This is a genomic window from Nocardia jiangxiensis NBRC 101359 (assembly GCF_000308615.1).
Classification (GTDB): Bacteria; Actinomycetota; Actinomycetes; order Mycobacteriales; family Mycobacteriaceae; genus Nocardia; species Nocardia jiangxiensis.
Window position 1 is genome coordinate 34,573 of sequence record NZ_BAGB01000041.1, and the last position, 24,593, is coordinate 59,165.

The following is a 24,593-nucleotide window of genomic DNA, read 5'->3' on the forward strand; positions in this document are numbered from 1 at the left end:
GAATCCTTGGAGGGGCTTGCTAATCAGTGTTCTGAGTAGACCCGGCTCGAATGTCACCGATTTCGAGCGTTGAATCCCGCCGGTTCACCTATGCGAACCTGGTCAGTGCGGCTTCGAGCTCCCAGGAGTCGACGAATTCGCTTTCGGACGCAGAAGGTTCCTTCGCGCGAGATAATGATTACTTCGGCAAGGCCTGCATCATGCCGCCGTCGAGCTCGTAGGTGCTGCCGGTGATGAACGATGCCTCGTCCGAGAGCAGGAATGCGACCAGGTCCGCGGCCTCCTGCGGACGCCCCATCCGTCCGATGGGGATGAGTGAAGCCCATTTCTGCTGCAACTCATCGGGATACGACAGGATCGCGGGGGTCGCGATCGTTCCCGGCGCGACCGCGTTGACGCGGATGTCGTCGAGGGCGTAGTCGACAGCGGCATTTCGCGTCAGTCCCACGACCCCATGTTTCGACGCGACATATCCGGGCATCAAGTCGGCATTCTTGAGCCCGGCACACGAGGTGATATTCACGATCGATCCACCGCCGTGCTCGACGAAGTGCGCGAGTTCGGCGCGCATACAGAGGAATGTTCCACGGAGATTGACCGCGACGGCCCGGTCGAAAGCTGCCGGATCCAATTCGTGAATTCGCTTCAGCGAGTGCGCGATTCCGGCATTGTTCACCGCGAGATGCAGGCCACCGAACGTCTCGACGGCATGCGCCACCAACGCCTCGGTGTCAGCGTGATCGGAGACCTCCGCGTGGATGTAGGACGCTTGCCCACCCGAACTGATCACCTCCGAAACCACACGCCTGCCCGCGTCGTCGTCGATATCGGAGACCACGACGGCTGCGCCCTGGGCCGCCAGTGTCTTGGCGCATGATTCACCGATTCCATTGCCGGCCCCGGTGACCAGGGCAACTCTGCCGTCGAATCGCATAGACGTCGCCTCCAAGAGGGTGTGCGCAGAGCCACCGATCGGCCGTCCGAGGTGCACCATCTGACACTAGTGAACAGTAATGTGACACAAACCACTTGTCAATATCACATCTCGAGCCAGCCTTTTGCTCCGAATACGCCGAAACAGGACAGAGCATGTTCACACATGAGCAGTCATATCTGGCGTTTGTGTCACCAAATGGCGAACAACGCGACGAACGTCGCCCGGCTGATGACGCGGGAATGCCAGGCCCGCGATTCGCGGGCCTGGCATTGGTTGCCCTCACGTCATCCACCGGTCGACCGAACCGCCCAGCGAGAACCGGAGATCCGGAGCGGATCGGGCGAACCGGGCCTGTCGCAGGCGATCTCGGTTGGGCGTCAACAGAATCCAGACGAAGCAAACCCGGCGCCACCACGTGGCCTGGATGCCGCGAATCGGGTCAGGCGTTGCACGTCTACCCGAACTCGCTCACTTCGCCGGAGCGGGCATGGGCTGGTTGATCGTGGTGAAGTACTGGGCCACCGCCAGAATCGTCAGCGGGGCGGTCACCAACAACTGACCGGCAAGAGTCCCCAGCGCACCCACCGCGACGATCCCCCCGAGACAGCCGATCGCAGCGGCGGGAATAAAGGGACCGAACAGACCCACAATCGTTGCGGCCGCGACCGTCGCACCCGCGATACCACCGAGCAGGCAACCCACCGCTCCACCACCGAGACCACCGACAACCGCGCCGACAGAAGCGCCCGTCGTGATCGTGCTCGCCATACGCGACCAAGCAGCCTGCTCGCGGTCGTACGGAGTCTTCCACGGAGCACTGTCCTCATACGGCAATGCCACCGGCCGGTATTCCGCGTGCGCCAAGTCGAACAGCGGAGTCAGCGTCGCGGTACGGCCACCAACGGCTGCCGCGATCGGGAACACGAAATCATCGACTCGGAACGACAACTCAGTACCGGCAAGCACCGACCCATTGGCAGCCTTGATCTTGAACACCCCGTCTTCGACCGCCATCGACCCGGCATCGGTGGTGACGATCGAAGACCGATCCGTCCTGGTCGCCTGGTAATTCACCACCCCGTCGGACACCGAATCAGCATGAGCGGGACCAGCAACCACGCCCAAAGCCGCAGCCACCGTGGACGTCGCAGTAATCACGACACCACTCGCCAGCCACGACCTGTGCGTCCCCGCCGACCGTCCTTCATCCGCGTATTTCTTCCGCATCTTGTTCCCTCACTCATTTCTTGCAGCTCTCGACCATCGTCGGCCGAGAAGATTGAATGGGCAGCTCGAATCCGCCCGGCGCCGTCATCGACCATCGCCGCCGAATACCTGGGGATCTGTAGACCTACGATTCCGAGTTCTCCGAACGCTCGGCACAGGTCACACTCGGCTATCCCGGCCGTCTCGAATTCACGATGTGCAGTGTGACGTGCTCACACAGGAAAGCGTCGACGCTCGCGGCCGAGAATGCGTGTTCGTCCGCGTAGATATCGCGTTCGCGGAATTCGCTGTCTATCGCGCCCGCCATTTCGGTCGATGTGTGCGCCTTATCGGCGGGATCGACCACCGGTCCGACAATGCGCCGCATCTTGTCTACCGCGGACCGACACGACAGCTGTATTCATCGTCGATCCTGCTCGTTGCTCGTCCAATACCGGTCCAGCAAGACCCTTTTGAGTAACTTCCCGGTCGGGGTCCGCGGCAGGCTCGGCTCGAACGAAACTGTTCTGGGACACTTGAACCCGGCCAGGGTCGCGCGCGTGTAGGCGATCAGTTCGGCCGCGAGTTCGGCATCCCCGACGAACCCACTCTCCAGCTCGACTACCGCCTTGACCTGCTGACCGAATTCGTCATCCGGTACTCCGACCACGGCAACGTCGAAGACGGCGGGGTGCTCGGCGAGCCGATCCTCGATCTCGGCGGGGTAGATGTTGACGCCGCCGGAGACGATCAGATCCACTCGGCGGCCGTCCAGGTACAGGTAGCCGTCCTCGTCGAGGTACCCCAGGTCGCCGAGGGAGGCACGGCCCTGCGAGTCGAACGCCTCCGCAGTCTTCTCCGGAGACTTGTGGTAGCTGAAGCGAGGCGCGTGATCGAACCAGACACCGCCCCGGACGTACGGCGGCACCGGAGCGTGATCGTCACCCAGTACCGAAATCGTTCCCGGAGCGGGCTTTCCGACCGACCCCGGATGCTCGAGCCACTCCTGTGGTGTGATGAGCACCATTCCGACGTTCTCGCTACCGCCGTAGAACTCGTAGAGGATCGGCCCCCACCAATCGATCATCGCCTGCTTTACCGTGACCGCGCAGGCGGCTCCGGCGTGAATCACACACCGCAGACTGGACATGTCGTAGCGGGCCCTCACGTCGGGCGTCAGCCTGAGCAATCGAACGAACATCGTCGGCACCACGCTGATGTGCGTGACGGAGTGACGCTCGATCAGCTGGAGAGTCTCTTCGGCCTCGAATCGCTCTGTCAGAACCAGTGTTCCGCCCCATCGGATCACGGAGGTACAACTCTGTAGTGGGTAAGCATGATAAAGCGGAGCCGAGTTGAGCCAGACCGATTCTTCGTCGAACCCCCACGTCGCGGCGAACGCCGCAGTCAACGGATCGCCCTGCGCGAAGGAGACATCGGGCATGTCGCGGAGAATGCCCTTGGGCTTCCCGGTGGTGCCGGAGGAATAGAACATGAACGCGCCCTGTCGATTTCCCGTGGTCGAGGGCGTGCCCGGCTCTGCGGCATCGCGGTAGAGCCGGTCGAACCCGGGAGCGAGTGGTGAACAGTCGCGGTCGGCGACCAGAACGGCTTCGACGGCCGGAGCCGAGGCCGCCGCGGCGCCGGCCAGGTCGGCGTACCGAGCGGTGGTGACCACCAGTCGAGCATCCGAATCGGCGATGACGTGCGCCACTTCATCGAGTGTCAGGTGTATCCCGACAGCCACCAACCGCACGCTCGTTCGCAGAGCCGCAATCGCCACGACGAGATAGTCGGGCCGGTTCTCCATGAGTATCGCCACGCGGTCGCCCGCGACTATCCCGCGATCGGTCCAGTTTCCGGCCAGAGCGCGGGACTGTCGCGCGAGCTCGGCGTAGGTCAGCGATGTGGTGCCTGGGACGAGAACTGCTATCCGGTCGGGATCGCACTCGGCCCAGTGATCCGGCGTCAACGATGGCGCCGCGGCGGTGACAGACATGGGGATCTACTCCTCGGGCTCGTGGGTCCAGCCGGCGACGTGGCTAGCAGCCGTCGTGTGGCTGCCCACACCACACACCCCGTCCTTGCTGCGGATCTCACCCTGAACGATGAAGTTGATGTGATTGCCGTGATGCCCGTGCTGCGGCGTCATCGCACCCGGGTCCCATCTGTTCCAGAACGCGACGTAATCGGGCGACAACTCGATCCATTTCTCCCAGATCGATGCCGTACGGCCGTCTTCGAATCGGAATCTCAGCATCTCCTCGGCAGGCACTTCGTCTAGATGCTTGATGCGTGGACCGCCGTACATGATGAGTTCCTCCGCTCGAACCCTCGCTGCCTTCGGCAGAGCCGGCGCCCGTTCCGCCGTCGAGTTCGTAGGTACTTCCGGTGATGAAACGACGCTTCGTCCGAGTGCCGTTCCGATTCCTCTGTCTGACTCGGTAATCCGAACAAGTTGCCGTCGAATCGCATAGATGTCGTCTCCGGGGATACGTGCGCAGAGCCACCGATCCGTCATCTCGGTCTGACATCTGACACTGATGGACAGTAATGTGACCCAGGCCACCTGTCAACATCGATGCACGGTGACCATGTTCTGACAGTCAGTTCTCCGAAACCTCACCGAAGGCATCAATGTGACCCTATTGTCAGATACATGTCTTCGCCCGCGAATCATGCGAGAGCGCAAGCGTCGGCGACCCCGCAGTTCGGCGTGTACGTACCGCAATTCAAGATCGGTGTCGCCTCGATGCTCGCGCGCGCCCGCACCGCCGAAGCGGCGGGATTCGACTCGTTCTGGTTGATGGACCATCTGTACGCCCCCGGTGCCCCGCCTTGCGACAGTCTGGAGAGTTGGACTCTGCTGACCGCGCTGGCCGGGGCCACGACTCGACTTCGGCTCGGGCACCTTGTCGGCTGTGGGCCATTTCGTCATCCCGCGTTGCTGGCGAAGATGGCAGCCACGGTGGACCGGATCAGCGATGGCCGCCTCGATCTCGGACTCGGGTGGGGCTCGGTGGAGGACGAGTTCACCAGATTCGGATTCCCGCCCGGAACCGGGCGCGAACGCTCCAGTGCGCTCGGGGAGACGTTGGAGATTCTCGAGCTGATGTTCGCGGGAGACGAATTCGACTACAACGGCAGATACTTTCGACTACAGGGTGCCTATGGACTGCCGACTCCTGTTCAGAGTGGCATCCCTGTCCACATCGGTGGCGGCGGTAAGACGCTGACGATGCCGCTCGTGTCGAAGCACGCGGACTGGTGGAACTGTGTCGGCAGCGCTAGACATCGTCTCGGTCAACTGGCACCGCTGCGGGGAAAGGCCAGAATATCGGCGCAGTATGCCGTCGGTGTGCTCGAGTCCGAAACGCAGCGTGCCGAGGTAACCGCCAAGGTAGCTCGGCGAATGCCCGAAAACTCCTGGGGGGCACCGTTTATCGGCACACCGGACCAGCTCGTCGAGATGTTCGCTGCCGAGCGCGCACGGGGCGTCGAATTGTTCATCGTGCGCTTCCACGACCTTGGTTCCGAGGCCACCCTGAAATTCTTCGGCCGGGAAGTAGCCGCAGCCGTCAAAGGAGTAACCGTATGAGTCCGGCCGCAACCGTGGACGAACAGGCAGTGCTCGCCGCAGTCTCCGAATTCCTCGCACACGACGTCCACGCACCCTGATCGACCTGCCGGCGCAGTAGGCCGACAGGTCCGGAGCTCCTACCGCATCATCAGGGTGCCACCGTCGATCGGAAATACCTGACCGGTGATGAAGCGGGCACCGATGCTGGACAGGAAGGCGAGAACGGGAACGAAGTGCTCGTCGACGTCGCCGAGCTTGCCGCCCAAGGGAACCGCGGACGCCATGAACGCGTCGTGCGCCGCCAACTGCTCGGGCGTCATCGAGGCTCGAGTCTTGTCGTACATCGGAGTCCAGATCGCCGGAGCGATCGCGTTGACGGTGATGTCGTACCGCGCCCATTCGCGCGCGACAGTCCGCGTCCAGGCCACCACCGCCCCTTTGCTGGCAGAGTAGGCCGCCTTGTTGGGCAGTCCCTGCACGCCGGCGGCAGAGGCGAAGTTGAGAATCTGCCCGCCCGAGGCCTTCAGATGTTCGAAGGCGGCCTGATTGGTCAGGAACGTGCCCGTCGCATTGATGGACATCACCTCGGACCAGGTAGCGAAGGTGATGTCCTCGGCGGCTCCTCCCGGTGCCGTTCCGGCCGCGTGGATCAGGACATCGAGTCCACCGAGGAGTGAAACCGACTGCCCCAGAGCACTTTTCACCGACTCGGGTTCGGATACGTCACAGGCCACGAACTGGGCACCCGCGTCCTTCGCGATGGCGGCGCCCGCGTCCTCGACGACGTCCATCGACACGACGTTCGCGCCCAGTTTGGGGAATGCCCGCACCAAGCCGGCGCCCATACCGCTCGCACCGCCGGTGACCACCACGCGGCGACCGGTCAGTGCGATCGAATTCTCCTGCACCGTCATCGTTGTCCCCCGATGCCGAGCTTGGACTCGGCCGCACCGAGCTTGGACGGAATGTGTTCGCTGGGCCACAGTGTGCCGGTCGCCGTGTACCCGGAGAGCACTCCCCTGGCGACCTGGCGCAGGTGCACCTCGGTGGGCCCGTCGACAAGACCCATCACCGGTGCGCTGACCCACATGTGCGCCAACGGGGTGTCCTGGCTGACTCCGAGCGCACCGTGCACCTGAATAGAACGAGAGACGATGTCGTGCAGCACCTTCGGCGTCAGGAACTTGATGGCACTGATGTCCTTGCGGCACTTCGAGTAGTCCTGGGTCTTGTCGATGAGCCAGGCGGTCTTCAGGACGAACAGCCGGAACTGTGCCAGCTGGGCGTAGGACTCGGCGATGTAGGTCTGCACGGTTTCGCGATCGGCCAGCGGCTTGCCGCGAGTAGTGCGGCTCAGGGCGCGTTCGCACATCATGTCCAGTGCGCGCTGCGCCATGCCCACTGTCCGCATGGCGTGGTGGACGCGGCCGCCGCCGAGTCGCACCTGGGCCACCTCGAAGGCCCGCCCTTCGGCGCCGAGCATCGCGGTCGCGGGCACCCGAACGTTGTCGTAATGCATGTACGCGTGCGACCCCTCCGCCGCGGGCTCGTGCATCAGCGGAACGTTGCGTTCGATGACGACGCCCTCGGTATCGGTGGGCACCAGGAACATCGACATGCCCTTGTGCGGGCCCGCGTCCTTGTTCGTGTACGCCATGACGATGCAGAACGTCGAGTACCGCGCGTTGGACGAGAAGTACTTGTAGCCGTTGATGATCCAGTCGTCACCGTCACGAACCGCGGTGGTCTCGAACTGCCCGACGTCGGCGCCGCCCTGCGGCTCGGTCATCGAATAGCAGGAGAATATCTCGCCGGCCAGCAGCGGAGCCAGGTACTCGGCCTTCTGTTCCTCGGTGCCGAAGTGCGCGATGATTTCGGCGTTACCGGTGTCCGGTGCCTGCGTTCCGAAAATGACCGGCGCCCAGATGGATCGACCGAGAATTTCGTTGAGCAACGCGAGTTTCAGCTGGCCGTAGCCTTGGCCGCCCAGCGCCGGTTCGAGATGGCACGCCCACAGCTGCTGGTCGCGAACCTGTTGTTTCAGCGGATCGACGACGCGGCGGTGTTCGTCGTCGAGTGGTTTGTAATTGTCGTGTGGCCACACCAGATCGAGTGGCTCGATCTCGTCGCGGACGAACCGAGCCGCCCAGTCCAGCTTCTTCTGGAAATCGGGGTCGGTCTCGAAATCCCATGCCATGAAAACTCCTCGATTGCGTTCTGCCGGAATGATGTTCGACTCAGCGGTACGACGTGGTCCGCGACAACGACGCCGCGAACTCCATCAGCTCGAGCGCGATGGGCCCGAACCGCGCGACCCGGTCGTCGGCCTCGCCCTTGGCGTGCCGGGCGACGCTGGCCTCGAGCACTATGGCGAGCTTGAATCGAGCGAGAACGACGTAGTAGTCCACGGCGGATACGTCGCGTCCGCTGACCTTCGCGTAGTGCTCGAGCATCGCCGCACGCGACGGCATTCCGGTGTAGTCGAGATAGCGGGCGTGCTGCATCGCGTCGCCTTCGGGCGACCAAGCGACGAGGACCCAGCCGAGGTCGAGTAGTGGATCACCGATCGTCGCCATCTCCCAGTCGATGATCGCGGCGAGTTCGGCGGGCTTGCCGTGGCGGTACATCACGTTGGCGAACTGGTAGTCGCCGTGCATGATTCCCGGTTCGAACGTGGACGGGATGTGCTCGCTGAGCCACTTCGCCGTCTCGTCCAGACCGGGCAGGTCACGAAACTTGAAGGTGGACAGGTGCGAGAGCCAGCGATCGACCTGCCGTTCGAGAAATCCTTCCGGCTTGCCGAAACCCTCCAGACCGCGGGCCTTCCAGTCGACACGCGCCATCTTCGCCGCGCCGTCCACCAATTCGATCGCCAGTCCGCCGCGGGCGTCGAAATCGGTATCGAAGGGCGCGATCCACCCGGCGCCCATGGGGCTCCAGCCGTCGACGAGGTCCATCAGGTAGAACGGGCTGCCGATGACCGACTCGTCATCGGTGACCCCGCGCAGCGCCGCATGGGGAACATCCGTGCCGGCGAGAGCCTTCAGCAGACGCGCCTCCCGCATGAGGACCTTGGCGCGACCTTCGACGCCGTAGCTCGGCGGCCGGCGAAGTGCCATCTTCTCACCGCCACGGGTGATCTCGAAGAGCTCGTTCTGCGACCCGCCCGTCAGAGCGCGTGCCTGGGCACGCTCACCGGCGCCGGGGAGACCTTGCGCGTCCATCCATCGACTCAGCGATTCGGTGTCCAACGACGGTGCGGTCACTGCTTGATCGGTCATAATCAGAACATAATGACTGTTTTTACAGAATGCAATTACTCTAACGAGAAACCGTCACATATTCGCAGGTGGGAGCCACAGAGTCGGCACAGGAGAGGAAACGATGAGCCCAACCCGCGCGGCCAGGCACACCAGGAGCGCCGACCCCACTGGTCGCTGCGGCGTCGCCTCCGGCCAAGCTCGAGGTAGCCGGATCGAAGCGCGCCCGAGCCAGGATCGATCACCGCGCGGGAGATCTGCGCGACCAATTGCGCGGCGCCCTCGGACCCGGCGCACTCGATGTCGTCATCGACCCGGTCGGCGGCCGGTACGCCGAGCCCGCACTGCGCGAAATACGCTGGGGCGAAACGTCTGTCACCCTGGGCTACGCAACGGCCGACGATCCACGCGCGCAATCCATTGCGCAATGCCCGCGAGGCACTCGAAGAGGTCGCACAGCGACGTTCGATCGGCCAGACAATGATCGACGTCCGTCTCGGGCACCGGTAGGTCGGCGAAGGACGGCCTCGCGAATGCGGCGTGAGGCCGTCCTGCGACGATCAGTGCGTCAGCGCACCCGCGGGAAGTGATACAGCTCCCGTGCGTTGAGTTCGACGATCTTGTGCGCCTCGTCATCCGGCACCTCGGCCAGCAACTTCTCGGTGAATCGACGGCTGTTGGGCCAGTTCGAGTCCGAGTGCGGGTAGTCGCATTCCCAGGTGATGTTGTCGATGCCGATCTGGTGCCGACGCGACACTCCCTCGAGGTCGTCGATGAAGCAGCCGTAGATGTTCTTCCGGAAGATTTCCGAGGGTCGAACCTCCTTGTTCACATTCTGGTACCAGCGGTGCTTCTCCCACGTGAGGTCGATGCGTTCGAGAAGATAAGGGATCCAGCCGATTCCGCCCTCGGACAAGGCGACCTTCAGGTTCGGGAACTTGTAGAACATCGGCGAGAACAGTAGATCGGCGGTCGCGTACATCGAATTGGTTCCGAACAGCGCGATCATCACGGCCATCGGCGCCTCGGGTGAAGTCATCGGAGCCTTGCCGGAAGATCCGAAGTGCATGCACAGCGGCATCTTCGTCTCCTCGGCCGCATGGAAGACCGGATCCCAGTGATCGGTGTAGAAGGACGGCAGACCGAGCCCGACGGTGTTCTCCGGGAAGGTGATCGCCTTGGCGCCCTTGGCATGACAGCGGTAGATCTCTTTCGCTGCCTCCTGCGGATCCCACAGCGGCAGAATGATCAGCGGGATGAAGCGATCGGGGGCGGTGGCGGCCCACTCGTCGAGATGAAAGTCGTTCCACGCCTGCACCGACAGCAGCGCCAGCTCGCTGTCCTTGTGGTCGATGAAGACGGTGCCGGCGAAGCGCGGAAAGGACGGGAAGCACAGTGCGGCCTGAACGCCGTCGATGTCCATGTCGGCGACCCGCGCCTTGGGGTCGTAGCAGCCGGGGAGCATGTCCGAATACCGGGTCGGATCCATGCCGTATTCCTGCGGTTTCTTGCCGGCGACGGCATTGAGGCCGATGTTGGGGTAGATCTTGCCTTCGTACGACCACACCTCGGCGATCTTGGCCTGTGCTTTACGACCACCTTCACCGCGCGCGGACGCGAGCAGCGCCTTGGACAGACCTTCGTCGCCGCCGCTGTTGCTCATGTCCATCTCGATGATGTGCGGCCCCTCCTCATGGAACTTCTTCGGCAGACGAGACGTCCACACGTTCGGCGGTTCGATGAGGTGATCGTCCACCGAGATCAAGTGCATATGGTCCTGAAGCGGCACTATGGCTCCCTCTGTGAATTGGATGACGGCTCTTGGGCGCTGCGCCACCCGATGTATCAGCACCCGAGGCATGAGCCGCAGGTAAATCTGACATCATGTCATCGTAGTGACGGTCATCACGAAGGTCAACGTACATGGATCTCTACCTGCTGATCATGTTTCCGTTGACTACCTGGTCGATCTGCTCAATCCAGATTGAACATCGACTTCTTCCCTATTTCTGACGTTGAATACACATAGCTGGCCGGTAGCGACCCGACGGATCAGCCGACACGTAGCGACCCGCATCCGGTTCGGCCACGCCCGGATCTCGTTCTGCCGCAACGGGATCGACGAACGCACCGGGGGTGGGCCGCACCGGGGATTCAGCCGCGGATCCGCCAACGGACCGCGAACGAGACGATCATCCCGAAGAACGCGCACGCGGCGGGGATCACGAAGGCCAGATTCATGCCACTGCCGCTGTAGAGCACGTGCCCCTGCGCGGCGGTGGCGATGTGTGAGTTGAGGACCGCGAAGACCGCGACGGGCAGCACCGCGGATCCGGTGCTCGTGACCACGACGATCACGCTCGCAACCGACGCCTGCACCTGAGCGGGAACCGCGGCGATCACCAGGTTGGGGACCGAGGAAACCCCGAAACCCATACCGAGGCCCACCAGCGTCGCGAACACGATCAGCAGCCCGCGATTCTCGTGCTCGACCGCGGTCAGCACCGCGCCCAGCCCGATCAGCAGCAGGCCCAGGCCCAGGAGCATGCGAGCTTCGATGTAGCGCACCAACTTTCCGACGATGAAACCGCCCACAGCCAGCGCAATACCGAACGCCGCCAGGATCGGCGCGAAACCGAAGGCGTCCAGGCCCAAGCCATAGCCCAGGCCCAGCGCCGCAGGGGTCATGCACAGGATGGGCAGCACCGTGGTGAACGATTGCGTGCTGCCGTACGCCAGCCCCGCGGTCACTGCCGTCAAGAACAGCGGCCGGCGACGGAAGTACCGGATGTCGATGAGGGGATCACGGAGTCTGAGCGCCGACACGACCCAGACCGCCAGAACCACTGCGCCCACGACGAAGTAGGTGACGGTACTCGTCGAACCCCAGCCCCAGGTCGGGCCGAAGCTCACGCCGACCAGAATGCCGGACAATCCGATTGCGAACAGGACCGCACCGAGCAGATCGACCCGGGACCGCACGCGCACCGAGGTCTCCGGGGTCGTCAGTGAGATCATCACGACGAGAATCGGCAAGCAGACGGCAATGATCCAGAAAATGCCACGGAAGCCCCAGTGGTCGAGCACCCACGCCGTCACGTACGGAGATACCGCTGTGAAGACACCCAGACCCGACATCGAGATACTGACGGACAGCGCGACCTTGTTGCGGGGGAAGACGTCGCGAATCAGTGAGTAGACCAGGAACATGGCCGGCGTCAAGAAGCCCTGCAGGGTGCGGCCGGTGATCATGAGCCCGTATGTCGGCGCCGAGGCGGAGACAACTGCGCCCACCGTCGCCAGAACCATCATGATGAGCAACAGTTTTCGTTTGCCGTGCATGTCGGCGAGCTTCCCGACCAGCGGGGAGATCACTGCTCCCACCAGCATGTACGCGGCCGACAGCCAGGCGCCCTGCGTTGTGTGGTATTCCGCCACGATGCGCGGCAATCCCACGGCGACCATCGTCAGGCTTGCGGACAGCACCTCCAGTACCAGCACCATCGAGATGAGCGATGCCAGCAGCCGTGCCGTCCACCTCCCCTGCGGCACCTCTCTTGCGACCTCTGGATCGGGAACTTCGGTATCGGCCGGTGTAATCATGTGAACGTCCTTGTTCGCGCGTCCTGCGCGAGCCTGTCGGCCGTCGCAGCACGCGGTTATCGATCTGAAAATGACGGCGTATGCGCGTCCGGTCGCCGACGATCCGTTGGGATGGACCGCACGGTTCGAACCTCGGCGCCGACCACTTGCGGCCGCCGCGGAACCGCCTCTGGCAGTGGTCAGCTGTCTTTTCGCAGCAACATGCAACCGGCCTCGGGTCCGCCACCGACCCCGACCGCGGCGATCTCGACGTCCTTGGGAATCTGGCGATCCCCGCCCTCGCCCCACAATTGGACGCAAGCCTCGTGCAGGAAGCCGTAGCCGTGCAGTCGACCGGCCGACAGCTGCCCGCCGTGGGGGTTGATCGGCAGGGCCCCGTCCAGTCGGTAGCGCTCCTCGTCGTCGAGGAACTGGCCGACCTTGCCGTGCTCGGCGAACCCGAAGGCCTCGAGCCACTGCAGGGTCAGGAAACTGAAACCGTCGTAGAGCGTGGCGAAATCGACGTCGTTCGGGGTCAGATCGGTGGTCTCCCACATCGAGGCGGCGGCGTCGAACGGTGCGGTGGTGGTGAAGTCGGCGCGCTGATCCCAGTTGTGGCGCTGGTAGAGACCGGCACCGGCCGCCTCGATGGCGATCGGTGGGTTCTTCAGGCCCCTCGATGCCTCGCGGCGCGAGACGATGACGGCGGTGGCACCGTCACACGGCACATCGCAGTCGTACAGACCCAACGGAGTGGAGATCATGCGTGCGCCGAGGTAGTCCTGCATCGTCATCGGAGCGCGGTAGATGGCGTTGGGATTCAACCCCGCGTTGCGGCGGCTGTTGATCACCAGCTTGCCGAGTTGCTCCCGGGTCAGTCCGAACTCCCACATGTAGCGTTGGGCGAACATGCCGATCCAGTTCACGGGTGAGGCCGCGCCGAAGGGCATCCGGAACTCCGAATGACCGGACGCACGTGCCATTTTCGAGGTCAGGGCCACCGCACGTCCCGACGCCTGCGCTGTTGCCTCCCACACCGAGCGGAAGCACAGCACGTGCTCGGCGCGCCCCGACGCCACTGCCGCAGCGGCATCCAGCAGGGTGCCGATCTGGCCCGAGGTCTCGACACCACTGACATGCCACCGTGTTCTGAGTCCGAAGGCGTCCCGCACGTCGTGGGTCGTCGCCCCCACGAATCCGCCCTCCGCTGCGACCGGGCCGGGATAGCTTGCCACCCCGTCGATATCGTCGAAGGACAAACCGGCGTGCTCGACTGCGCGTGCCGATGCCTCGAGCGCGAGAGCGATTCCGGTGCGGCCGATTCGACGGCCGATCTGAGACTGCCCGATACCAGTGATCACCGCACGGTTGTCCACGAAGGTCATGCCGCCACCGGCCGGAAGAACGGAATCGCCACATCATCCTGTTCGTCAAAAACGACTTCGACCGCCATACCGATGCCCACCGAGTCGATATCGACCTCCACCAAGCAGGTGGTGAGGCGAACGTCGGGTTGGTCGTCCAGTTCGACGACCGCGATCACATACGGCGGCGGAAATGCGGGCAGCCACGGGTGACGATTGACGGTGAACGCCGCAACCTTGGCCTTACCCGACGCGACCTCAGGCGCGACATCGAGACTGCGACAACGCCAGCAGGCTCCGACAGGTGGATGGATCCACCCTCGGCACGCTTGGCACCGGGTGATACGAAGTTCGCCGTCGAATCCACCGGTCCAGAACGCACGGGACTCTTCGGTCACGTCGGGGAGCACTCGACCCGATTCGTTTGACATGGACATCCTCCAAAGCCTTCTGTTCGGCGCCGGCGCGGCTGGTGATCCACTCCGCTCTCAGGACTCCGAGTGATTCCGGTCACCGTGCTGGAAGACTAACATCTGATGGTTGTGTCACGTAAGTACTCAGACGAAACCACATATGAACGGCCGCCGATGAGCTATCGATCCATCACTGCCGACACATACTCTGACAGGTGTGTGCATGTTTCCCGCAAAGCGGCTCCGGCCTCACATTCGGAGCGTGCCTCAGGACCGATCGCTGCAGCAACATAGATAGTGACGTCAGATCAGCTCCGATGACCGCGCAGCGGCACGTCTCGCGATACTAGTTCTCACGCATGGATCTGACCCTGAAATGCCGAACTCGTCACTGCGGCGTTGACCCCGAACTGCACCGATCACATCGCCACGGAACGGTTAGTGCCCAGCTCACATGGCGGAATCGTCGGCAAGGTTTCGATATTGCCCACCCCTCGGCAAAGATCCACCGACCCTCTGTGACTGCGACCACATGCGGACGAGATTTTTATGTACACTGAGTCAGATGTATCGCGGCAGCAGATGATCCGAATAGTCCCAGCGCGTTCGCGCACGCGTTCCGATCCGCTGCTCTCGCTCGTTTCGAAAGGATGCTCTCTCGTGGTCGGTGTAATGAACGGAATCCGGGTCGTCGAGGTTGCGGCGTGGACCTACGTGCCGGTGGCAGGCGCGATCCTGACGGAGTGGGGCGCCGACGTGCTGAAGATCGAGCATCCCGAGACCGGGGATCCGCAACGAGGTCTGATCAGCTCCGGACTCATCCCTGCCGGTGGTGTCAACCACATGTTCGAACTGCCTAATCGCGGAAAGCGCAGCGTCGCACTGGATTTGAAGACCGAGGAAGGCCGCGAGGTGCTGATGCGGATCGTCGCCACGGCGGATGTCTTCCTCACCAACCTCCGCCCGGGTGCCCGTAGGAAGCTTCGAATCGAAGTGCAGGACGTACGCGCACACAACGACAAGATCATCTATGTCCGTGGATCGGCGGCCGGGCAACGCGGCGAGGAGTCCGAGCGTGGCGGATACGACATGACCTCGTTCTGGGCGCGCAGCGGTGCCGCCGACAATGTCAGCCCCGACGAACTGGGATACGCGGTCACCATGCCGGGGCCGGCCTTCGGCGACACTCTCGGTGGCCTGACCCTCGCGGGGGCGATTTCCTCGGCGCTGTTTCATCGTGAGCGCACCGGTGAGGCATTGACCGTCGACGGTTCACTACTCGCACTCGGCGTGTGGGCGATGGGAGCGACGATCGCCGGCTCGCACGCGTTCGGTCTCGACCGATACCCGAAGACGGTTCCCGCGACCGCGGCCAACCCACTCGTCAACAGCTATCGCACCGCCGACGATCGATCGATCGCGATCGTCATGCTCGAGTCCGACCGATACTTCCCGGAACTCGTGCGTGTGCTCGGAAGCCCGGAACTGATCGATGATCCGCGGTTCGCCAGCCATGCACTGCGCGGGCAGAACCATCTCGCTCTCGTCGAAGTGCTGGCCGCAGGTTTCGCCAAGAAGACCCTCGCGGAATGGCGAATCGCGCTGAAGGACATCGACGGTTCCTGGGCGGTTGTACAGACCCCCCACGAGGTGCTCAGCGACCATCAGGTCCAAGCCAACGACTTCATCGCCGATGTCACCGACGCCAACGGAACCGATTTCAAACTCGTCTCGGCACCGGTCCAGTTCAACGAGGCGCCCGGTGAGGTCAAGCGCGCACCCGAACACGGCGAACACACCGATCAGGTACTCGAAGAGATCGGACTGTCGATGGATGAGATCGTCGAACTCAAGATCGCCGGCGCCGTTCTCTGACGCCGGCCCGGCGCAAGGGCCCGGAAACCTAAGAGCCCCTGCGGCTTTCCGAAGAAGGGAAGCCGCAGGGGCTCTGCGGTCCGGATTCGACTACGCCGCGGGGGTCTGTGTCCCGGTGTAGTCGAGAACGCCACGAATATTGCGGCCTGCCCGCATATCGTCGTAACCGTCGTTGACCTTCTCGAGCGGGTAGGTCCGAGTGACCATCGCATCGAGGTCGACCGAACCCGAATCCCACAGTTCGAGAACCTTCGGAACGTCGCCACGGGGATTCGCCGAGCCGTAGAGGCTTCCCACGATCTGCTTTTCCTGCAGGGTCAGGTCCATCAGATTGGCGGACACCTCGCGCTCGAGCATGGGGTGGATATTGGTGACGACCAGTCGGCCCCGCTTGGCGATCATCGCGAGAGCCTTCGACACCAGGCTGCCCTCACCGACGCCCATGGCGGTGATGAACTTGTCCGCACCGCGATCCCAGGTAGCCTCTGCGACAACCGCTTTGGCCTCCTCCCAGGACGCCGCCACATGAGTGGCGCCCAACTTCCGTGCCATTTCCCGCTTGAACTCGTTGGGGTCGATCGCGGTGATCGTGCGTGCACCGGCCAGTCTCGCACCCTGGATCGCTGCAGCACCGATGCCGCCGACACCGGCCACGACCACGGTTTCACCCGGCCGTACGTCCGCGGTGTACACCGCCGATCCCCACCCGGTGATGAAGCCGCATCCCAGCAGGCATGCGCGGTCCAGCGCGTGGTGCGGGTCGATCTTGATGCAGCTGGCTTCGTTCACGACGGTGTGCCTGGCGAAGGAGCCGATGCCACAGGCCAGCGCGAGATCGTGCTCACGGATGTGGTGGCGTGCGGTCCCGTCCTGAATCTGCTTGCCGCTGTAGATCTTCGCACCGAGATCGCACAGGTTCTGATGTCCTGTCGAGCACGAGGGACACCGCCCGCAGGACGGGATGAAACTGAATACGACATGGTCGCCCGGCTCGATCCACGACACGTGTGATCCCACCGCTTTCACGACGCCCGCACCTTCGTGTCCACCGATGCAGGGCAGCGCGAACGGCATGTCACCGGTCACGATGTGTTCGTCCGAGTGGCACATTCCCGATGCGTGCAACTCGACGAGCACTTCCTGCTCCTTCGGCGCATCGAGTTCGATCGTCTCGATCGACCAGGGCGAATTGCGTTGCCACAGAACGGCTGCCTGGGTCTGCATGAATGGTCCTTCCAGCGAAAAGGTGAGGGAAATCAGAAAATGATCGATCGAGACTCGACGAATCCGTCGATCCCTTCGGGGCCGCCCTCGCGGCCGATGCCCGACTGCTTGAATCCACCGAAGGGAGAGCCGAAATCGATGGGCCCCGGCGAGTTGATGGACACCGATCCGACGCGCAGTCGTGCCGCTATGCGCGCAGCACGCGCACGATCGGCCGACCACACCGCGGCGGCGAGTCCGTAGTCGGAATCGTTGGCCTGCGCCACGGCGTCGTCGTCATCCCGATAGGCGATCACCACCGCCACCGGACCGAACAGTTCCGTGCGGGCGATCTCGGCACCATTGTCGACATCGGCGACGATCGTCGGCGCGATGAACCATCCCGAATCCAGCCCGTCAGGCCGGACACCACCGGTGACGATGCGCGCGCCCCCGGATTGTGCCCGAGCGACAACCGCCTCTATACGATCGCGCGCAGCGCGATTGATGACCGGACCGATCTGTGTTCCCCGATCGGCGGGGTCGCCGATCTTCATCCGGCCCACGGCGGCTTCCAGCGCGCCGACCACTTCGCCGTACCGGGATCCGGGCACCAGAATGCGGGTCTGAGCAACGCAGATCTGGCCGTTGTTGGCCATCACACCGGTCACGAGCCCGCCGACCGTCTCCTCATCGAGGACGACATCGTCCAACACGATGGCAGCGGACTTGCCACCCAGTTCCAGGACACACCGACGGACGTCCGCGGCGCAGGCCGCACCGATCTTCTTTCCCGCCGCCGTGGATCCGGTGAAGCTGATCTTGTCGACACCGGGGTGCGAGACCAGCGCCTCCCCCGTCGCGACATCCCCGGAGACGATGTTGATCACGCCGTCGGGCAGGCCGGCCGCCTCGACGGCCTCGGTGAACATCGACACGGCGAGCGGGGCCTCGGGAGATGGCTTGAGCACCACCGTGCAGCCGGCGGCGAGCGCGGGCGCGAGCTTGAGTGCGGCGGTGAACAACGGTGCGTTCCACGGAAGAATCGCGCCGACCACGCCCACCGGGAGCCGCTGCACCAGCACCTGACCGCCCGTAGCGGAGGGACGCGTGTCCTCGAACACGAAGTCTTCGGTGATCTTCTGGTAGGTCCGCAACACACCTGTGGTCACGCCGATCTGACCGAACGAGGCCCACTTTCGTGGAGATCCCACCTCCGCGGACACGAGATCGGCCAAGACTCCCGATCGTGCCTGGACCTCGTCGGCCAACCGGCCGATCGCAGCGGCGCGTTCGGCCGCGGTCGTCGATGCCCATGGTCCACTGGTCCCCGCCTGACGCGCGGCATCGACCGCGGCATCGACGTCGCCTGTGGTCGCGGCGGTGACGTGGCCCAGGATGGAGCCGTCCGCGGGGGAACACACGGCAATCCGTTCACCGGTTCCCGACCGCCATTTGCCGCTGATGTAAGCGCCGTCGTAATCGTGCACTTTCGATACCTCTCGATCGGCCACGGCGGCACATGCGGCAGCCACTGACCCTTGATTCTGGCAGTAATGTCACTTTGCGGCAAGGGTCGCTCACGGACGGGCGGCGACAACGTCGCCGAGTTGATCCGGGGTGCTGCCGTGCAGAACGAGCTCGTCCGCGCCCGCGTCGCGATATCGCTCGAACATCTCCCAGCACTCGCTCGCGGTCCCCAACGCCGCCGCGCCACGAATCCACTGCTCGGGCAGCACGCTGGCGACCTCGACCAGCTGATCGCGCTCGAGCACCGAATCGGCTGCGCCGCGGACACCGGCCAGGAGTGGGTGGTCACGAATGTCGGCCAGCCGCTGCACATCCCAGCCGTTCGCCGTCGCCAACTGCTCGCCGAACGCCGGAATCTGGTAGTAGGACACCGCGCGACCGCCGACGACGGCGGCTTCCTCCGCCGCGGGCAATCCGGAGGCGACGATGACGGTGGCGTAGATCCGCACCGACTTCGGGTCCCGCCCCACCGCGGCCGCGGCGTCACGCACCACATCCGCCGAGCGACGAACGGCCTCCGGCGTCAGGAAAGGATGGAGCAGGACCCCGTCGAAGTGGCGGCCGGCGAGTTCGAGCCCCCTGGGTCCGATGGCTGCGAACACCAACGGTGGAACGGGTACCTCCGGCACGTCGGTCAAGCGCAGCGATGGGTACGTTCCCGCTGGTCCGTCGTACTTCACCTGCTCGCCACGACACAGCCGGCGAAAGATGTCGGCGGAATCGACGATGGCTGCGTTGGTGGACTTCGGCAGTCCCACCGCACGCCACATCCGGTCGACCGAGCGACCGATGCCCAGGACGACGCGACCGTCCGACAGCCCTTGCGCCGTCATCGCCAACGACGCGAGCAGGGCCGGGTGTCGGGACTGAAAATGCGTGATGCCCGCAGCGATCTTGACGGTGCTGGTGACCTGGCTGAACGCGCCGGCCAGCACCCCGAAATCCTTGGTGCCCCAACGTTCACTGAGCCACACGGTGCTCATTCCCAGACGTTCCGCCGCGATCGCCTGCGCGATCGCCGGTCGCGGATCGGGGACGCGACCGGGCAGTGCGTAGCCGCCCAACGCCAAGGCGGACGGCACGGAAACGGCGGTCGACTCTTCGGCCAGCGCGGCCGCGCGGGTGGATTCTTCGTAATTCATTCGTCTATTCTGACAGTATTGGTCACATAGTTCCGCAATAGTCGACAACCTGCGGGCGACCAGGATCACGTGTCGGCCGCACACCACATGCAGGTTGACGTTCAGAGCCGAGGGAGCAGATGGGGTACACGGCGACACGAGGGCAACTCGCGGGAGACGTCCGCGCCATACTCGAACAGTGGTTGCCCGACCGATTGGCAGCGACCGCTCACACCGACTTCGAGATATCCGAATTCTCCGCGCCGGATGCCGGCTACTCCGGCAAAACGGTGTTCTTCACCGCGACGTGGACCGACACCGCCGGCGTGCGCGTCGGCCGCGACCTGGTACTGAGGTTGCAGGCTGCCGATCATCAACTCTTCACCGAACCCGATGCGGTCCGCCAGGCCGAGGTGATGCGGGTACTCGGTCGCCACCCCGGTGTACCGACGCCGAACATCGTTCTCACCGAACGAGACTCGACGGTGCTCGGCGCTCCGTTCTATCTGATGGAGCGAGTCGAGGGCCGCACCCCGTCGGATGTCCCGAGCTGGCACAAGCGCGGCTGGACCACCGAGCTCACCGCTGACCAACGGAAGACGATGTGCGACAACGCGTTACGCGCACTGGTCGCCCTACACCGGATCGACGATGCCGAAGACCTCGCCTTCCTGCGTGGATCCGACACCCACGGAACACCGCTCGAGCGCTATGTCGACAACGTGCGACGCTGGTACGAACAGCGTCGCGACGATCTAGTCGTGGGCGCCGAGGAACTCGCATCGGCGATGACGGAGTTACTCGAACACGCGCCGCACACCGATGCCGAAACCGTGGTCTGGGGGGACGCCCGGGTAGGCAACATGTCGTTCGCCGAGGATCTGTCGGTGTCAGCACTCTACGACTGGGAGACAGCGTCGACCGGCCCCGCGGACATCGACCTCGGATGGTGGCTGATGTTCGAGCGCTACCTGTGCGAGGCACTCGGTTTCACCAGAATGCCCGGAGTGCCCGACGACGCGGAAACGGTGCGCCGTTACCTGAGCTTGGGCGGTCGACTCGTCGGCGACATCTCCTACTTCCAACTGCTGGCCGCCGTGGTGCTCGCTCTGATCACCAATCGTCTTGCCCTGCTGCTGGTTCGCGACGGACTCGACGAAACCACCGCTCGCAGTTATCCCGCTACAGCGGTGGCCCTCGTCGAGCGCTACCGCACCGACCACATTCAGCAGAGGAGAAGCCAGTCATGACGACCGAACCCCCTACTCCCGCACCGGTAGGCGCGGTGGGCCAGAGCTGGGAAGTACTCATCGAACGCGGCAAGATCCGCGAGTTCGCCGCCGCGATGCAATCGGACAACGAGGCCTACCAGGGACCCGAAGCCGTTGTGCCGCCGACCTTTCTGGTCAATGCCGTGCAGTGGGCCCCGCCGGGCGCCCGTGTGAATGTGGGATTCGAGCGCAAACGGCTCCTGCACGGCGAGCAGGAGTACATCTTCCACGGCGAACTGCCCCGAGCCGGTGACACACTCATCGCGCAGGAACGGGTACTGGACCGTTACGCCAAGCCCGGTAAGCGTGGCGGCGAGATGACGTTCGCCGTCGTCGCCACCGAGTTCCGCTCCCCCGAGGGCGTGCTGATCGCCGAAGCACGTGCCACGTTCATCCAGACAGCCGCCGCAGGAGAGTCGAAGTGACCGAGACCGCTACGGACATCACCGTCGGAACCACGGCGCAGCCCCGTACTTTCGGGCCGTTGACCACCCAGATGTTCGTTCGATACTCCGGTGCGTCGGGCGATCTGAACCCGATGCACTATGACGACACCATCGCCCGAGCAGCCGGAAATCCGTCGGTGTTCTCGCAAGGAATGCATCAGGCCGCGCTTCTGGCCACGTTCGCCACCGACTGGCTGGGCGCGACCAACCTTCGCCGGTTCGCGGTGCGGTTCAAGGAACAGGTATGGCCGGGCGACATTCTGACCTGCACGGGCGAGGTCACCGACACCGAGCCGACCTCCGACGGAAACCGGCTCGTCACCGTCGCACTGACATGCACGCGTCAGACCGGCGGCGCGGCGATCACCGGAACCGCCCAGTTTCGAGTCGGCCCCGGCTCGTAATCCAGCCACACCATCGCGTCGGTTCGCTATGCGCCGTCATCTCGTCATAGGCTGTTCATCGATGTCAGATAATCCGATCACTCGTCGCGCGAGTTATGGCCCATCGAGCCCCGACGTGGGGACGCGGGGTGCCAGCACGCGCAGCAAAATCGTGGATGTGTCACTCGCGCTCTTCGGCGAGGTCGGGTTCTTCAACACCTCGGTCGATACCATCGCGAAGGGTGCGGGAATCTCTCGCGCCACCTTGTACCAGTACTTTCCCGGCAAGGAAGCGATCTTTCTCGAACTGTTGGAGGAGTGCGGCCGTGCCCTGTTCCGGGTCGCGCGCCGGATCGGGCCGCTGGGTCCCACGGATGTGGGGTTCGACAACCTGAACTGGTGGCTCGGCGAATGGAGCTGGGTTTTCGAGAAGTACTCCACCATGTTCGTCCAGTGGATGAGCGTGGCGTCCTCGGACACCGAGGTACGTCCGGAAATCACCCGATTCGTCGGCGGATACAACCAGCGAATCGCCGATCGCCTGAAATCCTCCGGATTGGCCGGTATGGACGCCACAGCCGCCGCCGCGATCATGACGGCGGTTGTGCACCGGATGAACCTGTTCATTCACACCGACCGCGCATACGGCCGTGACACACAATCGGTCGTGGACTCGGTGTCGGTCTTCCTGCAGCTGATGTTGTTCCCCGAAACGCCGGACTCGGTACTGAGCGGTTTGGGGCTCAGTGCGGTCGGGCACGATTCCATCGATATCCCACCGATGCCCGATGTCGCGGGGCTCGCCATGCAAGATCGCATCGCCGGATTGAGCAAGCGCGCGGTCAACACGGTGCAGACGCTGGCGGAAGCGGGTGCTGTCCAGTTTCGCGAGCGGGGCTACCACCGCACGAGCGTCGACGACATCGTCGAACAGGCAGGTCTTGCCCGCGGCACGTTCTACAAGTACTTCAGCGAGAAGCAGGACCTCCTGGTCGCGCTGAGCACCGAAGCCATCGCATCGACAGTCGATTTCGCCGACCGAATCGTGCAGATCGACCCGATGGCGGCGGATGACACCGCATTCCGCGGATGGCTCGCCGATTACCTCGACTTCGCGCTGCGCTTCGCCGGCACCATCGACGCCTGGACCGAGCACAGTACCGACAGCGACATCGTGCTGCGCCTGGGATCGTATGGGCAAGGGAAGATGGACGACGCGTTGCTCCGGGCCGTCAGTTCTCGTAAGCGCGACTACCCCTTCGACCCGGTGATGGCGGCATTGATCTTCCGTGCCGTGATCAGTCGCGTGCCACCGGCGACTCAGGAGCTCTCGACGCCTCTGACGCACGACGAGGTCATCGATCTCCTTGTGGCCTGCATCAGGCGCGGATTCTTCACTCGAGCGAGCTGATTTCGGCAAATCTGACAGTGCGTACCGGATCATGATGCGCTGATACAGCTGCATCTACGATGAGAGTCCTTGAAGATTTCTGACGATTGTGTCATTTTGAATGCGGTGGGCCGCCACGGTGTCGTCACGACCACGAGCACTCACCGCTTCACGACACTCGCGCCAGGAGAGGATCCATCACATGGACATCAGCACAGCGTCCGCGCTCGTCACCGGGGGCGCAGGTGGCCTCGGCGAGGCTACCGTGCGTCAGCTCGCGGCCAGGGGCACAGCGGTCGTCATCGCCGATCTCAATGACGAGAAGGGCAAGGCCCTCGAGGCCGAACTGGGCGGACAGGTCAGGTACGTCAGCACCGATGTCATGGATGAGACCAGCGTCAACGCCGCCTTGGCTGCCGCGAACGAGCTCGCCCCGCTACGGATCGTCGTCAATGCGCACGGCGGCGGCGCCGGGGCCTCCCGGGTGGTCGGCAAGGACGGCGAACCGGCGTCGTTCGAGCAGTTCCAGTGGTACATCAACCTGTTCCTCAACGGCACGTTCAACGTGCTGCGACTCGGCGCCGCCAGCATGGCCAAGAACGAGCCCGCCGGGGAGAGCGGTCGCGGCGTCATCGTCAACACCGCCAGCATCGCAGCCTTCGAAGGCCAGATCGGTCAGACCGCGTACTCGGCCGCCAAAGGCGGGGTCGTCGGCCTCACCCTGCCCGCCGCACGCGATCTGACCAAGCTCGGCATCCGCGTCATGGCGATCGCCCCGGGGACGTTCTTCACCCCCGCGTTCCGGATGGAACGCGATGAGGCCGAGAAGTTCTGGGGGTCGAATGTTCCGTTCCCCAACCGCATGGGCACCCCATCCGAGTACGCCGCGCTGGTGCAGCACATCGCCGAGAACGACTATCTGAACGGTGAGGTGATCCGGATCGACGGCGCGCTGCGGTTCTCGCCCAAGTAGGCCGATCCGACAGTCGCAGCACGCACAACGGTCCGGTTCGATCGGACGATTCCGATCGA

At 63.9% G+C, this 24,593-nt stretch carries 22 protein-coding genes; 7 read left to right on the forward strand and 15 right to left on the reverse strand.

What is annotated here, in order from left to right:
* Nucleotides 1–178: 178 nt before the first annotated feature.
* From ON40_RS14305 to ON40_RS14325, 5 genes are all read right to left on the reverse strand, one after another.
* Nucleotides 179–934: an SDR family NAD(P)-dependent oxidoreductase gene (locus ON40_RS14305; RefSeq protein ID WP_040822732.1), complete on the reverse strand. Its 756-nt coding sequence runs from the start codon at nucleotides 932–934 to the stop codon at nucleotides 179–181.
* Between the two features lie 471 nt (nucleotides 935–1,405).
* Nucleotides 1,406–2,110 carry a DUF8020 domain-containing protein gene (locus ON40_RS14310; protein ID WP_040823943.1) on the reverse strand — a complete coding sequence of 235 codons (705 nt, stop codon included), beginning with the start codon at nucleotides 2,108–2,110 and terminating at the stop codon, nucleotides 1,406–1,408.
* A gap of 223 nt (nucleotides 2,111–2,333) precedes the next feature.
* On the reverse strand, nucleotides 2,334–2,531 hold the full coding sequence (locus ON40_RS14315) for a hypothetical protein (RefSeq protein ID WP_040822734.1): 198 nt from the start codon (nucleotides 2,529–2,531) through the stop codon (nucleotides 2,334–2,336).
* A gap of 33 nt (nucleotides 2,532–2,564) precedes the next feature.
* Nucleotides 2,565–4,142 (reverse strand): AMP-binding protein, encoded by a 1,578-nt coding sequence (locus ON40_RS14320; protein ID WP_040822737.1) that lies wholly within the window; start codon nucleotides 4,140–4,142, stop codon nucleotides 2,565–2,567.
* Between the two features lie 6 nt (nucleotides 4,143–4,148).
* Complete coding sequence (locus tag ON40_RS14325) at nucleotides 4,149–4,454, reverse strand: hypothetical protein (RefSeq protein WP_245567800.1); 306 nt, start codon at nucleotides 4,452–4,454, stop codon at nucleotides 4,149–4,151.
* A 348-nt stretch (nucleotides 4,455–4,802) separates the two neighbouring features.
* On the opposite strand from ON40_RS14325, the gene ON40_RS14330 reads away from it, so the two are divergent.
* The gene (locus ON40_RS14330; protein WP_051193104.1) at nucleotides 4,803–5,741 is read left to right on the forward strand and encodes an LLM class flavin-dependent oxidoreductase; all 939 of its coding nucleotides are present in this window, start codon (nucleotides 4,803–4,805) and stop codon (nucleotides 5,739–5,741) included.
* Between the two features lie 119 nt (nucleotides 5,742–5,860).
* On the opposite strand, the gene ON40_RS14335 is transcribed toward ON40_RS14330, so the two are convergent.
* The 7 genes from ON40_RS14335 to ON40_RS14365 all read right to left on the reverse strand — a co-directional run bounded on the left by ON40_RS14335 (nucleotide 5,861) and on the right by ON40_RS14365 (nucleotide 14,360).
* Nucleotides 5,861–6,637 (reverse strand): SDR family NAD(P)-dependent oxidoreductase, encoded by a 777-nt coding sequence (locus ON40_RS14335; RefSeq protein WP_040822739.1) that lies wholly within the window; start codon nucleotides 6,635–6,637, stop codon nucleotides 5,861–5,863.
* Nucleotides 6,634–7,920, reverse strand: coding sequence for an acyl-CoA dehydrogenase family protein (locus tag ON40_RS14340; protein WP_040822741.1), 1,287 nt, complete (start codon nucleotides 7,918–7,920; stop codon nucleotides 6,634–6,636). Before ON40_RS14340 ends, ON40_RS14335 begins: the two co-directional genes overlap by 4 nt.
* Before the next feature lie 40 nt (nucleotides 7,921–7,960).
* Complete coding sequence (locus ON40_RS14345) at nucleotides 7,961–9,004, reverse strand: phosphotransferase family protein (protein ID WP_040822742.1); 1,044 nt, start codon at nucleotides 9,002–9,004, stop codon at nucleotides 7,961–7,963.
* Nucleotides 9,005–9,551: 547 nt separating this feature from the next.
* A complete protein-coding gene (locus ON40_RS14350; protein ID WP_063712998.1) occupies nucleotides 9,552–10,772 on the reverse strand; it encodes an amidohydrolase family protein in 1,221 nt (406 codons plus the stop codon).
* Between the two features lie 365 nt (nucleotides 10,773–11,137).
* Nucleotides 11,138–12,586 carry an MFS transporter gene (locus ON40_RS14355; RefSeq protein ID WP_063712999.1) on the reverse strand — a complete coding sequence of 483 codons (1,449 nt, stop codon included), beginning with the start codon at nucleotides 12,584–12,586 and terminating at the stop codon, nucleotides 11,138–11,140.
* Nucleotides 12,587–12,765: 179 nt separating this feature from the next.
* Entirely contained in the window at nucleotides 12,766–13,950 is a 1,185-nt protein-coding gene (locus ON40_RS14360; protein ID WP_040822747.1) for a thiolase family protein, read from the reverse strand.
* On the reverse strand, nucleotides 13,947–14,360 hold the full coding sequence (locus ON40_RS14365) for a Zn-ribbon domain-containing OB-fold protein (RefSeq protein WP_040823952.1): 414 nt from the start codon (nucleotides 14,358–14,360) through the stop codon (nucleotides 13,947–13,949). Before ON40_RS14365 ends, ON40_RS14360 begins: the two co-directional genes overlap by 4 nt.
* A 654-nt stretch (nucleotides 14,361–15,014) precedes the next feature.
* On the opposite strand from ON40_RS14365, the gene ON40_RS14370 reads away from it, so the two are divergent.
* A complete protein-coding gene (locus ON40_RS14370; protein ID WP_040822750.1) occupies nucleotides 15,015–16,217 on the forward strand; it encodes a CaiB/BaiF CoA transferase family protein in 1,203 nt (400 codons plus the stop codon).
* Nucleotides 16,218–16,307: 90 nt separating this feature from the next.
* On the opposite strand, the gene ON40_RS14375 is transcribed toward ON40_RS14370, so the two are convergent.
* From ON40_RS14375 to ON40_RS14385, 3 genes are all read right to left on the reverse strand, one after another.
* The gene (locus ON40_RS14375) at nucleotides 16,308–17,441 is read right to left on the reverse strand and encodes an NDMA-dependent alcohol dehydrogenase (protein ID WP_040822753.1); all 1,134 of its coding nucleotides are present in this window, start codon (nucleotides 17,439–17,441) and stop codon (nucleotides 16,308–16,310) included.
* Between the two features lie 32 nt (nucleotides 17,442–17,473).
* Complete coding sequence (locus tag ON40_RS14380) at nucleotides 17,474–18,910, reverse strand: aldehyde dehydrogenase (protein ID WP_040822756.1); 1,437 nt, start codon at nucleotides 18,908–18,910, stop codon at nucleotides 17,474–17,476.
* 90 nt (nucleotides 18,911–19,000) lie between these two features.
* Nucleotides 19,001–20,092 carry a TIGR03857 family LLM class F420-dependent oxidoreductase gene (locus tag ON40_RS14385; protein ID WP_083895634.1) on the reverse strand — a complete coding sequence of 364 codons (1,092 nt, stop codon included), beginning with the start codon at nucleotides 20,090–20,092 and terminating at the stop codon, nucleotides 19,001–19,003.
* A 119-nt stretch (nucleotides 20,093–20,211) separates the two neighbouring features.
* Here ON40_RS14385 and ON40_RS14390 point away from each other — a divergent pair, with 119 nt between their 5' ends.
* The 5 genes from ON40_RS14390 (at nucleotide 20,212) to ON40_RS14410 (ending at nucleotide 24,534) form a co-directional block, all read left to right on the forward strand.
* Complete coding sequence (locus tag ON40_RS14390) at nucleotides 20,212–21,321, forward strand: phosphotransferase family protein (protein WP_040822759.1); 1,110 nt, start codon at nucleotides 20,212–20,214, stop codon at nucleotides 21,319–21,321.
* On the forward strand, nucleotides 21,318–21,767 hold the full coding sequence (locus tag ON40_RS14395) for an FAS1-like dehydratase domain-containing protein (protein ID WP_051193105.1): 450 nt from the start codon (nucleotides 21,318–21,320) through the stop codon (nucleotides 21,765–21,767). The genes ON40_RS14390 and ON40_RS14395 overlap by 4 nt, the downstream gene beginning before the upstream one ends.
* Nucleotides 21,764–22,192 carry a MaoC/PaaZ C-terminal domain-containing protein gene (locus tag ON40_RS14400; protein ID WP_040822764.1) on the forward strand — a complete coding sequence of 143 codons (429 nt, stop codon included), beginning with the start codon at nucleotides 21,764–21,766 and terminating at the stop codon, nucleotides 22,190–22,192. Before ON40_RS14395 ends, ON40_RS14400 begins: the two co-directional genes overlap by 4 nt.
* 61 nt (nucleotides 22,193–22,253) lie before the next feature.
* Nucleotides 22,254–23,582: a TetR/AcrR family transcriptional regulator gene (locus tag ON40_RS14405; protein ID WP_040822766.1), complete on the forward strand. Its 1,329-nt coding sequence runs from the start codon at nucleotides 22,254–22,256 to the stop codon at nucleotides 23,580–23,582.
* A gap of 181 nt (nucleotides 23,583–23,763) precedes the next feature.
* Nucleotides 23,764–24,534 (forward strand): SDR family NAD(P)-dependent oxidoreductase, encoded by a 771-nt coding sequence (locus ON40_RS14410; protein ID WP_040822768.1) that lies wholly within the window; start codon nucleotides 23,764–23,766, stop codon nucleotides 24,532–24,534.
* Nucleotides 24,535–24,593: the final 59 nt, after the last annotated feature.

Coding starts and splice junctions, on each gene's coding strand:
- ON40_RS14405 (WP_040822766.1), top strand. CDS start 22,254: ATGTCAGATAATCCGATCACTCGTCGCGCGAGTTATGGCCCATCGAGC.
- ON40_RS14385 (WP_083895634.1), bottom strand. CDS start 20,092: ATGAATTACGAAGAATCCACCCGCGCGGCCGCGCTGGCCGAAGAGTCG.
- ON40_RS14325 (WP_245567800.1), bottom strand. CDS start 4,454: ATGTACGGCGGTCCACGCATCAAGCATCTAGACGAAGTGCCTGCCGAG.
- ON40_RS14370 (WP_040822750.1), top strand. CDS start 15,015: ATGAACGGAATCCGGGTCGTCGAGGTTGCGGCGTGGACCTACGTGCCG.
- ON40_RS14360 (WP_040822747.1), bottom strand. CDS start 13,950: ATGACCTTCGTGGACAACCGTGCGGTGATCACTGGTATCGGGCAGTCT.
- ON40_RS14330 (WP_051193104.1), top strand. CDS start 4,803: ATGTCTTCGCCCGCGAATCATGCGAGAGCGCAAGCGTCGGCGACCCCG.
- ON40_RS14345 (WP_040822742.1), bottom strand. CDS start 9,004: ATGACCGATCAAGCAGTGACCGCACCGTCGTTGGACACCGAATCGCTG.
- ON40_RS14340 (WP_040822741.1), bottom strand. CDS start 7,920: ATGGCATGGGATTTCGAGACCGACCCCGATTTCCAGAAGAAGCTGGAC.
- ON40_RS14375 (WP_040822753.1), bottom strand. CDS start 17,441: ATGCAGACCCAGGCAGCCGTTCTGTGGCAACGCAATTCGCCCTGGTCG.
- ON40_RS14355 (WP_063712999.1), bottom strand. CDS start 12,586: ATGATTACACCGGCCGATACCGAAGTTCCCGATCCAGAGGTCGCAAGA.
- ON40_RS14305 (WP_040822732.1), bottom strand. CDS start 934: ATGCGATTCGACGGCAGAGTTGCCCTGGTCACCGGGGCCGGCAATGGA.
- ON40_RS14390 (WP_040822759.1), top strand. CDS start 20,212: ATGGGGTACACGGCGACACGAGGGCAACTCGCGGGAGACGTCCGCGCC.
- ON40_RS14320 (WP_040822737.1), bottom strand. CDS start 4,142: ATGTCTGTCACCGCCGCGGCGCCATCGTTGACGCCGGATCACTGGGCC.
- ON40_RS14410 (WP_040822768.1), top strand. CDS start 23,764: ATGGACATCAGCACAGCGTCCGCGCTCGTCACCGGGGGCGCAGGTGGC.
- ON40_RS14395 (WP_051193105.1), top strand. CDS start 21,318: ATGACGACCGAACCCCCTACTCCCGCACCGGTAGGCGCGGTGGGCCAG.
- ON40_RS14315 (WP_040822734.1), bottom strand. CDS start 2,531: ATGCGGCGCATTGTCGGACCGGTGGTCGATCCCGCCGATAAGGCGCAC.
- ON40_RS14335 (WP_040822739.1), bottom strand. CDS start 6,637: ATGACGGTGCAGGAGAATTCGATCGCACTGACCGGTCGCCGCGTGGTG.
- ON40_RS14365 (WP_040823952.1), bottom strand. CDS start 14,360: ATGTCAAACGAATCGGGTCGAGTGCTCCCCGACGTGACCGAAGAGTCC.